Raw genomic sequence first — 13071 nt, 5'->3', positions numbered from 1 at the left:
GGGCCCGGTCCCGGGTGCGGGCTCCTCTTCGTAGGATCGAGGCATGCCTTCGAAGAACGCCGACGTACCGCCGCCCCTGCCCGCACCGCTCCGGGTGGCGGTCGCCGACTCCCACACCCACCTCGACATGCAGTCGGGCACCGTGGCGGAGGGCCTCGCCAAGGCCGCGTCGGTCGGCGTCACCACGGTGGTCCAGGTGGGGTGCGACGTACGCGGCTCGCGGTGGGCGGCGGAGACCGCCGCCGCGCACGACAGCGTGCACGCCACCGTCGCCCTCCACCCCAACGAGGCGCCCCGCATCGTCCTCGGCGACCCCGACGGCTGGTCCCGGCAGGGCGCCCGCGAGCCCGGCGGTGACGCCGCCCTCGACGAGGCGCTCGCCGAGATCGACCGGCTCGCCGCCCTGCCGCACGTGCTCGGCGTCGGCGAGACCGGCCTCGACTACTTCCGCACGGGCCCCGAGGGCATGGCCGCCCAGGAGCGGTCGTTCCGCGCGCACATCGAGATCGCCAAGCGGCACGGCAAGGCGCTGGTCATCCACGATCGCGAAGCCCACGACGATGTGCTGCGGGTCCTGAAGGAGGAGGGCGCCCCCGAGCGCACCGTCTTCCACTGCTACTCCGGCGACGCCGACATGGCCCGCATCTGCGCCGAGCACGGCTACTTCATGTCCTTCGCGGGCAACGTGACCTTCAAGAACGCGCAGGGGCTGCGGGACGCGCTGGCCGTCGCGCCGCTCGACCTGGTCCTCGTGGAGACCGACGCGCCGTTCCTGACGCCCGCTCCGTACCGCGGACGGCCCAACGCCCCGTATCTCATTCCGGTCACGGTGCGGGCCATGGCCGAAATCCGCGGTATCGACGAGGACGCCATGGCCACGGCGGTCTCGGCGAACACGGCACGCGCGTTTGCTTACTGACCGATAACGACCCGGGCCCCGCGCGGGGGCGGCCCGGGTCAACGCGGCGACACAGCGTAGCCGTGCTGCTTTGGAGAGTGACGAGAGCTCCGCTAGGTTCTGTCCGCCCCGGTACGGACCCCTGGAGCGTCATCGTGAGCAACTCGCAGTACGAGACGTACGAGACGTACGAGACGACGTACGAACCGCAGTACGGCCCGCCGCTGTACGAGCCCTCCTACGACGTGTGGCAGGAGACGACGTACACCTACCAGGTGGCGTACGAAGAGACGCTGGACAGCGTGCCGATCGCGCCGGAACGCACCTATGCGCCCGAGCCCGAGCCCGTGATGCCCGCTCCCGTGGTGCCCGCTCCCGGGCGGGCCGAGATGCGGCGCGGCAGGAACGGCAGGAAGACGGCGCGGGCTCCCGAAGGGACCGGGGCCGGAGTCGGTCCCGACGCGATGCGCCGGCTCGTGCCGCAGGCCCTCGTCGTCGCGTTCCTCGCCGGCGGCACGTCCGCGTTCGTCGCCAACGACAAGGCCGTGCAGCTCATCGTCGACGGCAAGCCCCGCACCCTGCACACGTTCGCGGACGACGTCGGTGAACTCCTCGCCGACGAGGGCGTGGACGTCGGCGACCACGACATCGTCGCGCCCTCGTCGAGCACGACCCTGGCCAGCGGCGACGAGATCGCCGTCCGCTACGGCCGGCCCGTCCACCTCACCCTCGACGGGGAGCGCCGCCGCGTGTGGACCACGGCACGCACGGTCGACGGGGCGCTGCGGCAGCTCGGGGTGCGCGCGGAGGGCGCGCACCTGTCGGCGTCGCGCAGCAGCCGCATCGGACGGGACGGCCTCGCCCTGGACGTCCGCACGGAACGCACCGTCACGATCATGGCGGACGGCAGGGAGCGGACGATCCGTACGAACGCGGCGACGGTGAGGGAAGCGGTCGCCGAGTCCGGGGTGACGCTGCGCGGCCAGGACACGACGTCGGTACCTCCCGACAGCTTCCCGCGCGACGGCCAGACGGTGACCGTCATGCGGATCACGGGCACGCGCGAGGTGCGGGAGGAGCAGATCCCGTTCGACGTGGAGAGGACCGAGGACCCCTCGCTCTTCCGCGGCACGGAGGTCGTGGTGCACGCGGGGCGGGCGGGGGTCAGACGGGTCACGTACACGGTGCGCACCGTCAACGGCGTCAGGCAGAAGCCGAAGCGGGTCGGGTCCGAGGTGGTGCGGGAGCCGCAGCAGCGGGTGATCAAGGTCGGTACGAAGCAGATGCCGATGTCGGTGGCCGGGGCGGACGGCCTCAACTGGGGCGGGCTCGCGCACTGCGAGTCGGGCGGGCGGCCCGCGGCGGTGGACCCGTCCGGCACGTACGGCGGCCTGTACCAGTTCGACACGCGGACCTGGCAGGGCCTCGGCGGCTCGGGGCGCCCCCAGGACGCCTCCGCGGCGGAACAGACGTTCCGGGCGAAGAAGCTCTACGTACAGCGAGGCGCGACCCCTTGGCCCCACTGCGGCAGCAGGCTGTAGGGCGGGCGCGGCGGCCGGGCCCCGTAACCTGGTGCGGTGAGCACTGAGCAAGGCGCCCTCCTCGGCCCCGCCGACATCCGCGAGCTGGCCGCTGCCCTGGGCGTACGCCCGACCAAGCAGCGCGGCCAGAACTTCGTCATCGACGCCAACACCGTACGGCGCATCGTCCGCACCGCGGAGGTCCGCCCGGACGACGTCGTCGTCGAGGTCGGCCCGGGCCTCGGGTCCCTGACCCTGGCTCTCCTGGAGACCGCCGCCCACGTCACCGCCGTGGAGATCGACGACGTGCTCGCCGAGGCGCTGCCCGCCACCGTGCAGGCCCGCCTCCCGCGGAAGGCCGCGTCCTTCGGGCTCGTGCACAGCGACGCCATGCTGGTCGGCGAGCTGCCGGGCCCCGCGCCCACCGCGCTCGTCGCGAACCTCCCGTACAACGTGGCCGTACCCGTCCTGCTCCACATGCTCGACACCTTCCCGACCATCGAGCGCACCCTCGTCATGGTGCAGGCCGAGGTCGCCGACCGGCTCGCCGCCGGACCGGGCTCGCGGGTCTACGGCGTGCCGTCCGTGAAGGCCAACTGGTACGCCGAGGTGAAGCGCGCCGGGTCCATCGGCCGCAACGTCTTCTGGCCCGCGCCCAACGTCGACTCCGGGCTCGTCTCCCTCGTGCGCCGCGCCGAACCGGTCAGGACCAGCGCTTCCAAGCGTGAGGTCTTCGCCGTCGTGGACGCCGCCTTCGCGCAGCGCAGGAAGACGCTGCGGGCCGCGCTCGCCGGATGGGCCGGATCCGCCGCCGCCGCGGAGGCCGCCCTGGTCGCCGCCGGAGTCTCGCCCCAGGCACGTGGCGAGGCCCTGACCGTGGAGGAGTTCGCGCGGATCGCCGAGCACAAGGAGGCCGGCGCGTGAGCGTGACGGTACGGGTCCCCGCGAAGGTCAACGTGCAGCTGGCGGTCGGCCCCGCACGCCCCGACGGCTTCCACGACCTCGCCAACGTCTTCCTCGCCGTCGGGCTCTACGACGAGGTCACCGTCACCGCCGCCGACGAGCTGCGGGTGACCTGCGAGGGCCCCGGCGCGGACCAGGTCCCCCTGGACCGCACGAACCTCGCCGCCCGCGCCGCGGAACTCCTCGCCGCGCGCCACGGCATCGCCCCCGACGTGCACCTGCACATCGCCAAGGACATCCCCGTCGCCGGTGGCATGGCGGGCGGCAGCGCGGACGCCGCGGGCGCGCTCGTGGCGTGCGACGCGCTGTGGGGGACCGGGGCGAGCTACGGCGAACTGAACGACATCTGCGCCGAGTTGGGCAGCGACGTACCGTTCAGCCTGGTCGGAGGCGCCGCGCTCGGCACCGGACGCGGCGAGAAGCTGGAGCCGCTGGACGTCGGAGGCACCTTCTTCTGGGTCTTCGCCGTCGCCGACGGAGGCCTCTCCACACCCGCCGTCTACCGCGAGTTCGACCGGCTCGCCCCGGCCGCGCCCGCCCCCGAGGCCTCGCCCGCGCTGCTCGCCGCCCTGCGCGACGGCGACGTCGACGCCCTCGCCGCCACGGTCACCAACGACCTGCAGCCCGCCGCCCTCTCCCTCTTCCCCTCGCTGCGCGACACCCTCGCGGCGGGCACGGCGGCGGGCGCGCTCGCCGCGCTGGTCTCCGGGTCGGGCCCCACGACGGCGTTCCTCGCGCGGGACCACGAGTCCGCGGAGCGGGTGGCGGACGCGCTGGTGGCGTCCGGCACGTGCGGGGCGGCGCGGGTCGCGCAGTCCCCGGCGCCGGGCGCGACGCTGATCTAGAGAGGGCGGACCGGGTTCCGGGAGACGGTCGAAGGGCCGCCCGCGCGGGCGACTACGCTGGAAAGTCGATCGTCCCCCCTGTCAGGAGTGAAATGGCCGTCGTCAATCTGGTCAATGTCGAGGCAGTCAGCAAGGTGTACGGCACCCGTGCCCTGCTCGACGGTGTCTCGCTCGGTGTGTCCGAGGGGGACCGGATCGGCGTCGTGGGGCGCAACGGCGACGGGAAGACCACCCTGATCCGAATGCTCGCCAAGCTGGAGGAGGCCGACACCGGCCGCGTCACGCACAACGGCGGCCTGCGCCTCGGCGTGCTGACGCAGCACGACTCGCTCGACCCGGCCGCCACCGTCCGGCACGAGGTCATCGGTGACCTCGCCGACCACGAGTGGGCGGGCAGCGCCAAGATCAGGGACGTGCTGACGGGGCTGTTCGGCGGGCTCGACCTGCCGGGGTTCCCGCAGGGGCTCGACACCGTCATCGGTCCGCTCTCCGGTGGCGAGCGGCGCCGCATCGCGCTGGCGAAGCTGCTCATCGCCGAGCAGGACCTGATCGTGCTCGACGAGCCGACCAACCACCTCGACGTCGAGGGCATCTCGTGGCTGGCCCAGCACCTGCGGACGCGGCGCTCGGCGCTCGTCTGCGTGACGCACGACCGCTGGTTCCTCGACCAGGTGTGCACCCGCATGTGGGACGTGCAGAAGGGCTCCGTCTTCGAGTACGAGGGCGGCTACTCGGACTACGTGTTCGCACGCGCCGAGCGTGAGCGCATCGCCGCCACCGAGGAGACCAAGCGGCAGAACCTGGTGCGCAAGGAGCTGGCGTGGCTGCGGCGCGGCGCTCCGGCCCGCACCAGCAAGCCGAAGTTCCGCATCGAGGCGGCGAACGAACTGATCGCGGACGTGCCGCCGCCGCGCGACACCAGCGAGCTGATGAAGTTCGCGACGACGCGGCTCGGCAAGACCGTGTTCGACCTGGAGGACGTCTCCGTACAGGCCGGGCCCAAGCTGCTGCTCAAGCACCTGACCTGGCAGCTCGGCCCCGGTGACCGCATCGGCCTGGTCGGGGTGAACGGCGCGGGCAAGACGTCGCTGCTGCGCGCCATGGCCGACGCCGCCCGCAGCGACGGCGACGTACAGCCCGCGGCCGGGAAGGTCGTCGTCGGCAGGACGGTGAAGCTGGCCTACCTGTCGCAGGAGGTCGTCGAGCTGAAGCCGACGCTGCGGGTCCTCGAAGCCGTGCAGCAGGTGCGTGAGCGCGTCGACCTGGGCAAGGGCCGCGAGATGACCGCGGGGCAGCTCTGCGAGACGTTCGGGTTCAACAAGGAGAAGCAGTGGACGCCGGTCGGCGACCTCTCCGGCGGTGAGCGGCGCAGGCTGCAGCTGCTGCGCCTCCTCATGGACGAGCCGAACGTCCTCTTCCTCGACGAGCCCACCAACGACCTCGACATCGAGACGCTGACGCAGCTGGAGGACGTGCTCGACGGCTGGCCGGGCTCCATGGTCGTGATCTCCCACGACCGGTTCTTCGTCGAGCGGACGACGGACAAGGTGTTCGCGCTCCTTGGCGACGCCACGATGCGGATGCTGCCGCGCGGCATCGACGAGTACCTGGAGCGCAGGCAGCGGATGGCCGCGGCCGCGACCCCGTCGGCTCCCGCGGCCGCGTCCGCCGCGTCCGCCGCGGCGACCGACGCCGGAACGAAGACCGTCTCCGCCGCGGAGTCCCGCGCCGCCAAGAAGGAGCTCCAGAAGATCGAGCGGCAGCTGGACAAGGTCTCCCAGAAGGAGGCCAAGCTCCACACCCAAATCGCCGATAACGCCACGGACTTCGAGAAGGTGGCCAAACTGGATGCCGAGCTCCGTGAACTCATCGCCGAGCGGGACGAGTTGGAAATGCGCTGGCTGGAGCTTGCGGAGGACGCGTAGAGCTGTCGTGGAGCTCGCGTAACGGACGCATTACAGGCCGGTCCTCCCTTGGGAACAGGGACAGGACCGGCCCAGTGTGGTACGGGGTCAGGGTGATAGAAAGGCTGCCCTCAGCACCATTTGGCGTGCCGAAAAATCAGTGAAGGGGGGAGCGCTGATGACTCAGCCGCCCAACCAGCCGCCGTCCGGCGGTTTCGGAGCTCCGCAGCCACCTGGCCAGCCACAACAGCCGCCGGGTCAGCCGCCGCAGGCACCGGGCCAGCAGCCGCCGCAGCCGGGTTACGGATACCCGCAGCAGCCGGGCCCGTACAGCCCGCCGCAGCAGCCGGGTCCGTACGGACAGCCTCAACAGCCGGGACCCTACGGTCAACCGCAGCAGCCGGGACCGTACGGAAACCAGCCACAGTACGGGTACGCGCAGCTGCCGACGCAGCCGCAGTTCGCGGCCCCCGGCGCGCCCGGCACCCCGCCCGACGGAGGCAGGGGCAAGCGCAACAAGCTCGTCGTGATCGTCGCCGCCGCGGTGGCCGCGCTGCTCGTCGCCGGCGGTGTCACCTACGCCGTCGTGAGCGGTGACGACAGCGGCGGCAAGAAGAAGCCCGAGGCGAAGAACAAGGATCCGAAGCCCACCGCGTCCGCCCCGGTCAACCCGGGCGACGGCAGCGGCGACGGGCACGAGGGCAAGGAAGACCTCAACGAGGGCCGCCAGGCCGGTGAGGCGAAGGTCCTCTGGTACAAGGAGGCGCCCAAGGTGCCCGGCTCCGGCGGCGACGCCCCGGGCATGTGGATCCAGGACGACATCGTGGTCAAGGCCGCGTACAAGCAGCTCCTCGCGTACAACGTGAAGACCGGCAGGACCGCCTGGAAGGCCATCACGTTCCCGGAGAAGCTCTGCGCCGCGACCGGGACGGCCACCGACGACGGCAAGATCGTCGTGGCGTACAAGGACGGCTCGCAGAGCGGTGCCGAGTGCAATCAGTTCCAGGTCATCGATCTGAAGACCGGTGACAAGGGCTGGGGCCACCCGGTCAAGAAGGAAGGCCTGTTCGACTCGGCCCTCTCCAGCAACCTGGTCCTCGTCGGCGACGTGCTGATGGTCGGCCGCGACCAGTCCGGCACGGCGCTGCGGATGAGCGACGGCAAGGAGCTCTACGTCGCGAAGAAGAAGGACGAGGGCACCTGCTTCCCCAACGGCTTCGCCGGCGGCGAGAAGCTCCTCATGGCCCTGTCCTGCGGCGCCGGCACGCCCACCGAGCACGACGAGCTCCAGCAGCTCGACCCGAAGACCGGGCGCGCGCTGTGGACCAAGAAGTTCCCCAAGGGCTGGCGGATCGGCAAGGTCTACTCGGCCAGTCCCACGATCGTGTACCTCACCAACGAGGACAAGAAGAAGTGGAACGTCTCGGTGCTGAAGGAGAACAGCGACGAGACGCGCTCCGAGGTCGTCACCGACGACAACTTCGCACCCGAGTGCGACACGGCGATCCTCAACCGCCAGCTCGGCGGCTGCCTGGGTGTGACGACGGACGACACGTACCTGTACCTGCCGTCCGACGAGAAGAGCGGCGCCAACGAGGTCGTCGCGTTCAGCCTGGCCACCGGCAAGGAGGCCTGGCGCGTGAAGTCGCCGATGGACGAAACGATGCTTCCGCTGAAGGTGGAGGACGGCTCGCTGATCGCGTACGTCAAGCCGTCGTACGACGCGGGCGGCCGTGTCGTCTCCATCGCGGCGTCCGGTTCGCACCGGCCCAAGACCCTTCTGCAGCACCCGAAGGGCACCTCGCGGATCGAGAGCGGCTTCTACTCGAAGGACGTCGACTACGTGGACGGTCGCTTCTACATCTCGACGACCAACATCATGCGCACGTCCGGCCAGGCGAAGCTGATGCTCGCCTACGGCAAGTGACGCGCTCCCACCCAGTCATCCGCTCGACCGCTCTCGTCCCCAAGGAATAGACCGTCATGACCCAGCCGCCCCAGCCACCCCAGCAGCCCCCGAACGAGCCCCCGCAGGGCGGCTTCGGCGCCCCGCAGGACCCTCCGCCCGGAGGCTTCGGCAAGGCCCCCGAGCCGTCGTACGGCTACCCGCAGACCCCGCCGCCCGCGGCCCCGCCCGCGCCCCCCGGCCGGCCCCCGCAGACCCCGCAGCCCGCGGCACCCCCGGCCCCTCCGGCGCCCCCGGCGGGCCAGCCCAACTACGGCTACCCGCAGGCACCGCAGGCACCCCAGCCGCCCCAGGCCCCGCAGAGCTACGGCTACCCGACGCAGCCCGCGCAGCCGCAGTACCAGCAGGGTTACGGCTATCCGACGCAGCCCGCGCAGCCCCAGTACCAGCAGGGCTACCCGCAGCCGCCCACCATGCCGATGCAGCCGCAGCCCGGTGACTCCGGCTCGGGCGGCGGCGGCAAGAAGATCAGCAGCCAGACGACGATCATCATCGCGGCGGTCGCCGCGATCGCGCTGATCGTCGGCGGCGGTGTCTTCTACGCCTCGACGAAGGACGACGACTCCAAGAACACCGCGCAGGAGTCGGGCGGCAAGAACGGCAAGGGCGGCAAGGGCGAGAAGGGCGGCAAGGAGGGCGGCGCCGCGCTGCCCGAGCAGGGCCCGGCCAAGGAGAAGGCTCCCGGCGACCCCGCGGCCAAGGTGCTCATGCAGCTCCCGCAGCCCGCGATCCCCAAGGACCAGATCTGGAACGCCACCGGTTCCGTCCTCACCGACGACGCCTACGTCAAGGCGGGCGTCAACGAGCTGAACGGCTACGACCCGGACACCGGCAAGGAGAAGTGGTCGATTCCGCTCTCCGGCATGATGTGCGCGATGTCGCCCGAGGTCACCGAGGACGGCATCGCCGCGGTCGTCACCGAAGAGGCCAAGCGGAACAAGAAGGGTGACTACGAGCAGTGCACCAACGTCACCGCGGTCGACCTGAAGTCCGGTAAGAAGCTCTGGACCGAGAGCGCCGAGACCAACGGCGTGAAGGCGACGTTCAAGGAAGTCACCATCTCGGGCACCACGATCGCCGCGGGCTCGGGCACCTCGAGCGGCGGCGCCGCCTGGGACGTCAAGGGCGACTCCCTGTGGAAGCCGAAGGTCGGCAAGTGCAAGGACGTCGGGTACGCGGGCGGTGCCCAGCTCGTCGCGATCCGCGAGTGCGGCACGTACGGCGACGAGACGCTGAAGGTCCAGCTCCTGGACCCGAAGACCGGCGACGACAAGTGGACGTACCCGATCGCCCCCGGCATCGACAACGCCAAGATCATCTCGACGAACCCGGTCGTCTTCGGCCAGGACACCACGAAGATCACGGCCTCCGGCGTCACGGACGTCTTCTCGCTCGGCAGCAACGGCAAGCTGCGCGCGAAGATCTCCCTGGAGGACGGCAAGTACGACCATGACTGCGGCGTCAACATGGTCAACGCCTGCAAGGCGATCGCGGTCGGCAACGACCGGCTGTACGTCCCGACGCGCCAGCACGACGGCAGCGGCGAGAGCTACAACCGCACCAACGAGATCGTGTCCTTCTCGCTGGCCACCGGCAAGCCCACCAGCGACCGCGCGGACGCCGGTGAGAACGGCGAGATCTTCCCGATCCGCATGGACGGCGGCAACGTCCTCGCGTACAAGGCGCACGGCTACAAGCAGGGCGCACAGGTCGTCTCGCTCGACGGCAAGACCATGAAGGAGACCAAGCTCCTGGAGACGCCGGGCTCCGAGGCGGTCACCGAGGCGATCAGCGGCATGGTCCCGAAGTCCAACGAGCTCCTCTACGCCGACGGGCACCTGTTCCTCGGCAAGAAGCTGCTGAGCAAGCCCTACTCGAAGGACGACAAGGAGTACGTGGCGCTCGGCTTCGTCGCGAAGTAGTCGAACAGGCACGGCGCCACGGACGGCGGCGGGCGCCCCCACGCACCACGGGGGGCGCCCGCCGCCGTTCGCGCACCACCCGCTTCTCTCCAACGCCCCCCAGATGGCATGGATTTCGGCATTCCGGGCCGCTTCTGGCCGGTAGGGGGCGCGTAACGTCGAACAAGCGTGTAGCTTCCGGGGGATGGAGGGTCGGGGGGCCCACGGGTAACTGGGGGGTTGCTATGGGTGTGCGGCTCATGGTGGTCGACGATCACCGACTGCTCGCCGAGGCCCTCGCCTCGGCGCTGAAACTGCGCGGGCACCGGGTGCTCGCCGCCGCCGCGCCCGCGGCGGGCGCCGCGGAACTGGTCATCAGCAGGGCCCCGGAGGTCTGCCTCATGGGGACGGCCACACCGGCCGAACCGGGCATGTTCGACCCGGTCGTGAAGATCAAGCGGGAGCGTCCGCAGGTGGCGGTCGTGGTGCTCGGCCCGGTGCCGAGCCCGCGCGGCATCGCCGCGGCCTTCGCCTCCGGTGCCTCCGGTTACGTACGCCATGACGAGCGCATCGAAGGAGTGGAGCGCGCCATCATGAAGGCGCGGGCCGGGGAGGCCGCCGTCGCACCCCAGCTGTTGCAGGGCGCGTTCAGCGAACTGCTCAATCCGGCCGCGCAGCCCGACGACGAGGGGCAGCGGCTGCTGCAGATGCTCACGCCCCGCGAGGTCGAGGTTCTGGTGCGGGTCGCCGACGGCGAGGACACCCGGCTGATCGCCGCGGGCATGGGGATAGCCCCGAGCACCGCGCGCACACACGTGCAGCGGGTCCTGATGAAGCTGGGGGTCGGATCGCGTCTGGAGGCCGCCGCGCTCGCGGCGCGCACGGGCCTGCTGGAGCGCGCCGAGCGTCCCGCGTCGGCCTACGCGCACCAGGGGGGTACCGCGGAGGGCGCGGACATGACGACGGGGCCCGAGCCACCGCGGTGAACCAGGACCCCGTCGTCGTACGGGCGAGCGGTCAGTCGTCCGCCGGTTCCTCGGCGGGGGCGACCGACGGGCGCAGCCAGAGCCACCCCAGGAAGAACAACCCGAGGGCGAGCATGCCGAGGCCCGTCCACAGGTTGATGTTGATGTCCTCGGCCTTCTTCAGGTCGGCGTCGGACGCGGTGATCCCGGCGATCGTCACGATGATTCCGTAGACGACGAACAGGCCGCCGATGATGCGCCGGATGTCGAAGAGGCGCGCGGCTGTCGCGGATTTGCGCTCCAGCTCGGAGACTTCGTTCTGCAGGTCGGACATGTCTTCGGTCCTCCGATCGGTCTAGAGCGAGTACGGCAGGTAGCAGGCCGCGGCGAGTACGACGGCACCCCAGCCGAGCAGGGCCGGCTTGCGGTACCAGGCGTCGTCACCCTCCTCCGTCCCGTCGTCCTCCATGCCAGGCGAGGCCGTCCCGTAGACCAGGCCGGCCAGCTCGGCCTCCGGCTTGGGCGCGGTGAAGAGCGTGACGACGACCATCACGACGGCACCGGCGACGAAGCCGACGATCGCCGAGACGAAGTTGGCGCCCTGGTCGGTCGGGATGTCGATGACGCCCTGCTTGTAGATCCAGAAGTAGTTGACCATCGCGGCGGAGGTGCCCGCGAGCAGGCCCCACACGCCGGACTTCATCGAGGCCCGCTTCCAGAACATGCCGATGATGAATACGACGAACATCGGGACGTTGAAGAAGGAGAAGAGGGTCTGGAGGTACCCCATGATGTTCGAGAACGAGGAGGCGATGAACGCCGTGCCGACCGAGGCGAGCACGCCGATCGCGGTGATCAGCCGTCCGAAGTTCAGGTAGTAGCCGTCCTCGCGGTCCTTGACCACGTACCGCGCCCAGATGTCGTATGTGAACACGGTGTTGAAGGACGAGACGTTCGCCGCCATGCCCGCCATGAACGCGGCGAGCAGACCGGTGACCGCGATGCCGAGGACGCCGTTGGGCAGCAGTTCCTGCATCAGATACGGGATCGCGTCGTTGTACGTCAGATCGGAGCCCGGCGTGCCGATCTTCGGGACGAGGACGGCGGCGACCAGGCCCGGGATCATCACCAGGAAGACGATGAAGATCTTCGGGAAGGCGGCGATCAGCGGGGTGCGCTGGGCGGCCGAGAGGTTCTTCGCGGAGAGCGCGCGCTGGACCTCGGCGAAGTTGGTCGTCCAGTAGCCGAAGGAGAGCACGAAGCCGAGGCCGAGGATGATCGTCAGCCAGTTGGCGCCGAGCGGGTTGGCGTCGCCGATGCCGGTGCCGCCCCAGGCGGTCATGAAGTTCTCGCCGTGCTGCTTCTCTATGGAGCCGGTGAGCCCGTCCCAGCCGCCGACCTTCTTGAGGCCGATGACGCAGATCGGGATCAGCGCCGCGAGGATCACGAAGAACTGCAGGACCTCGTTGTAGATCGCCGAGGAGAGCCCGCCGATCGTGATGTACGCGAGGACGAAGAGTCCCGCGACGACGATCGCCACCCACTGCGGCCAGCCGAGCAGCGCCTCGACGACGATCGAGAGGGCGTAGAGGTTCACGCCCGCGATGAGGATCGCCGCGAAGGCGAAGAGCGCCGAGCTGAGCAGGTGCGCCGACTTGTCGAAGCGCTGGAGCAGGAACTCGGGGACGGAGCGGACCTTGCTGCGGTAGTAGAACGGCATCATGACCAGGCCCAGGAAGACCATGGCCGGGATGGCGCCGATCCAGTACCAGTGGACGACCGCGACGCCGTACTGCGCGCCGGTGGCGGCCATGCCCAGGATCTCGGTGGCGCCCAGGTTCGCGGCGACGAAGGCGAGACCGGTGACCCAGGCGGGCAGGGAACGGCCCGAGAGGAAGAAGTCGAGACTGGTCTTCACGGAGCGCCTGGCGGCGAAGCCGATGCCGAGGACCACGACGAAGTAGATCGCCAGGATCGCGTAGTCGAGGCCGTTGGTGGGCAGCCGAAGCCCCTCGGCCAGGGTTGTTGTGGTGGGGGACTGCATGTGAACTCGCTTCGTTGCGCGAACGGATCAGTCGGGAACCTACGCCTAGAACTTCAATAACTGAA

General features: G+C 70.4%; 10 protein-coding genes. 8 read left to right on the top strand and 2 right to left on the bottom strand.

What is annotated here, in order from left to right; translation table 11 throughout:
• The first annotated feature begins 43 nt into the window (after positions 1-43).
• The 8 genes from NOO62_RS16855 (at position 44) to NOO62_RS16820 (ending at position 10983) form a co-directional block, all read left to right on the top strand.
• The gene (locus NOO62_RS16855) at positions 44-919 is read left to right on the top strand and encodes a TatD family hydrolase (RefSeq protein ID WP_268771704.1); all 876 of its coding nucleotides are present in this window, start codon (positions 44-46) and stop codon (positions 917-919) included.
• 134 nt (positions 920-1053) lie between these two features.
• Positions 1054-2439, top strand: a complete 1386-nt coding sequence (locus tag NOO62_RS16850) for a ubiquitin-like domain-containing protein (RefSeq protein WP_321170577.1) — start codon at positions 1054-1056, stop codon at positions 2437-2439.
• Between the two features lie 36 nt (positions 2440-2475).
• Positions 2476-3342 (top strand): 16S rRNA (adenine(1518)-N(6)/adenine(1519)-N(6))-dimethyltransferase RsmA, encoded by an 867-nt coding sequence (rsmA, locus tag NOO62_RS16845; RefSeq protein ID WP_268771703.1) that lies wholly within the window; start codon positions 2476-2478, stop codon positions 3340-3342.
• The gene (locus tag NOO62_RS16840; protein ID WP_268771702.1) at positions 3339-4226 is read left to right on the top strand and encodes a 4-(cytidine 5'-diphospho)-2-C-methyl-D-erythritol kinase; all 888 of its coding nucleotides are present in this window, start codon (positions 3339-3341) and stop codon (positions 4224-4226) included. The genes rsmA and NOO62_RS16840 overlap by 4 nt, the downstream gene beginning before the upstream one ends.
• Positions 4227-4318: 92 nt before the next feature.
• Positions 4319-6151 carry an ABC-F family ATP-binding cassette domain-containing protein gene (locus tag NOO62_RS16835; RefSeq protein WP_268771701.1) on the top strand — a complete coding sequence of 611 codons (1833 nt, stop codon included), beginning with the start codon at positions 4319-4321 and terminating at the stop codon, positions 6149-6151.
• A 157-nt stretch (positions 6152-6308) separates the two neighbouring features.
• Positions 6309-8057, top strand: coding sequence for a PQQ-binding-like beta-propeller repeat protein (locus NOO62_RS16830; RefSeq protein WP_268771700.1), 1749 nt, complete (start codon positions 6309-6311; stop codon positions 8055-8057).
• A 56-nt stretch (positions 8058-8113) separates the two neighbouring features.
• The gene (locus NOO62_RS16825) at positions 8114-10018 is read left to right on the top strand and encodes a PQQ-binding-like beta-propeller repeat protein (RefSeq protein ID WP_268771699.1); all 1905 of its coding nucleotides are present in this window, start codon (positions 8114-8116) and stop codon (positions 10016-10018) included.
• Positions 10019-10242: 224 nt separating this feature from the next.
• On the top strand, positions 10243-10983 hold the full coding sequence (locus NOO62_RS16820; protein WP_268771698.1) for a helix-turn-helix transcriptional regulator: 741 nt from the start codon (positions 10243-10245) through the stop codon (positions 10981-10983).
• Positions 10984-11014: 31 nt separating this feature from the next.
• Here the strand turns inward: NOO62_RS16820 and NOO62_RS16815 are convergent, their stop codons facing one another.
• Positions 11015-11296, bottom strand: coding sequence for a hypothetical protein (locus NOO62_RS16815; protein WP_268771697.1), 282 nt, complete (start codon positions 11294-11296; stop codon positions 11015-11017).
• Positions 11297-11317: 21 nt separating this feature from the next.
• Positions 11318-13006 carry a sodium:solute symporter family protein gene (locus NOO62_RS16810; RefSeq protein WP_268771696.1) on the bottom strand — a complete coding sequence of 563 codons (1689 nt, stop codon included), beginning with the start codon at positions 13004-13006 and terminating at the stop codon, positions 11318-11320.
• Positions 13007-13071: the final 65 nt, after the last annotated feature.

The organism is Streptomyces sp. Je 1-369, assembly GCF_026810505.1.
Lineage (GTDB): Bacteria > Actinomycetota > Actinomycetes > Streptomycetales > Streptomycetaceae > Streptomyces.
The sequence above is the reverse complement of the archived record's forward strand: the minus strand, read 5'-3'. Positions and strand labels throughout refer to the sequence as shown.

Excerpts from the sequence above, each read along its gene's own strand:
- NOO62_RS16855 (WP_268771704.1), top strand. The coding sequence starts at position 44 with ATGCCTTCGAAGAACGCCGACGTACCGCCGCCCCTGCCCGCACCGCTC.
- NOO62_RS16830 (WP_268771700.1), top strand. The coding sequence starts at position 6,309 with ATGACTCAGCCGCCCAACCAGCCGCCGTCCGGCGGTTTCGGAGCTCCG.
- NOO62_RS16815 (WP_268771697.1), bottom strand. The coding sequence starts at position 11,296 with ATGTCCGACCTGCAGAACGAAGTCTCCGAGCTGGAGCGCAAATCCGCG.
- NOO62_RS16810 (WP_268771696.1), bottom strand. The coding sequence starts at position 13,006 with ATGCAGTCCCCCACCACAACAACCCTGGCCGAGGGGCTTCGGCTGCCC.
- NOO62_RS16820 (WP_268771698.1), top strand. The coding sequence starts at position 10,243 with ATGGGTGTGCGGCTCATGGTGGTCGACGATCACCGACTGCTCGCCGAG.
- NOO62_RS16825 (WP_268771699.1), top strand. The coding sequence starts at position 8,114 with ATGACCCAGCCGCCCCAGCCACCCCAGCAGCCCCCGAACGAGCCCCCG.
- NOO62_RS16835 (WP_268771701.1), top strand. The coding sequence starts at position 4,319 with ATGGCCGTCGTCAATCTGGTCAATGTCGAGGCAGTCAGCAAGGTGTAC.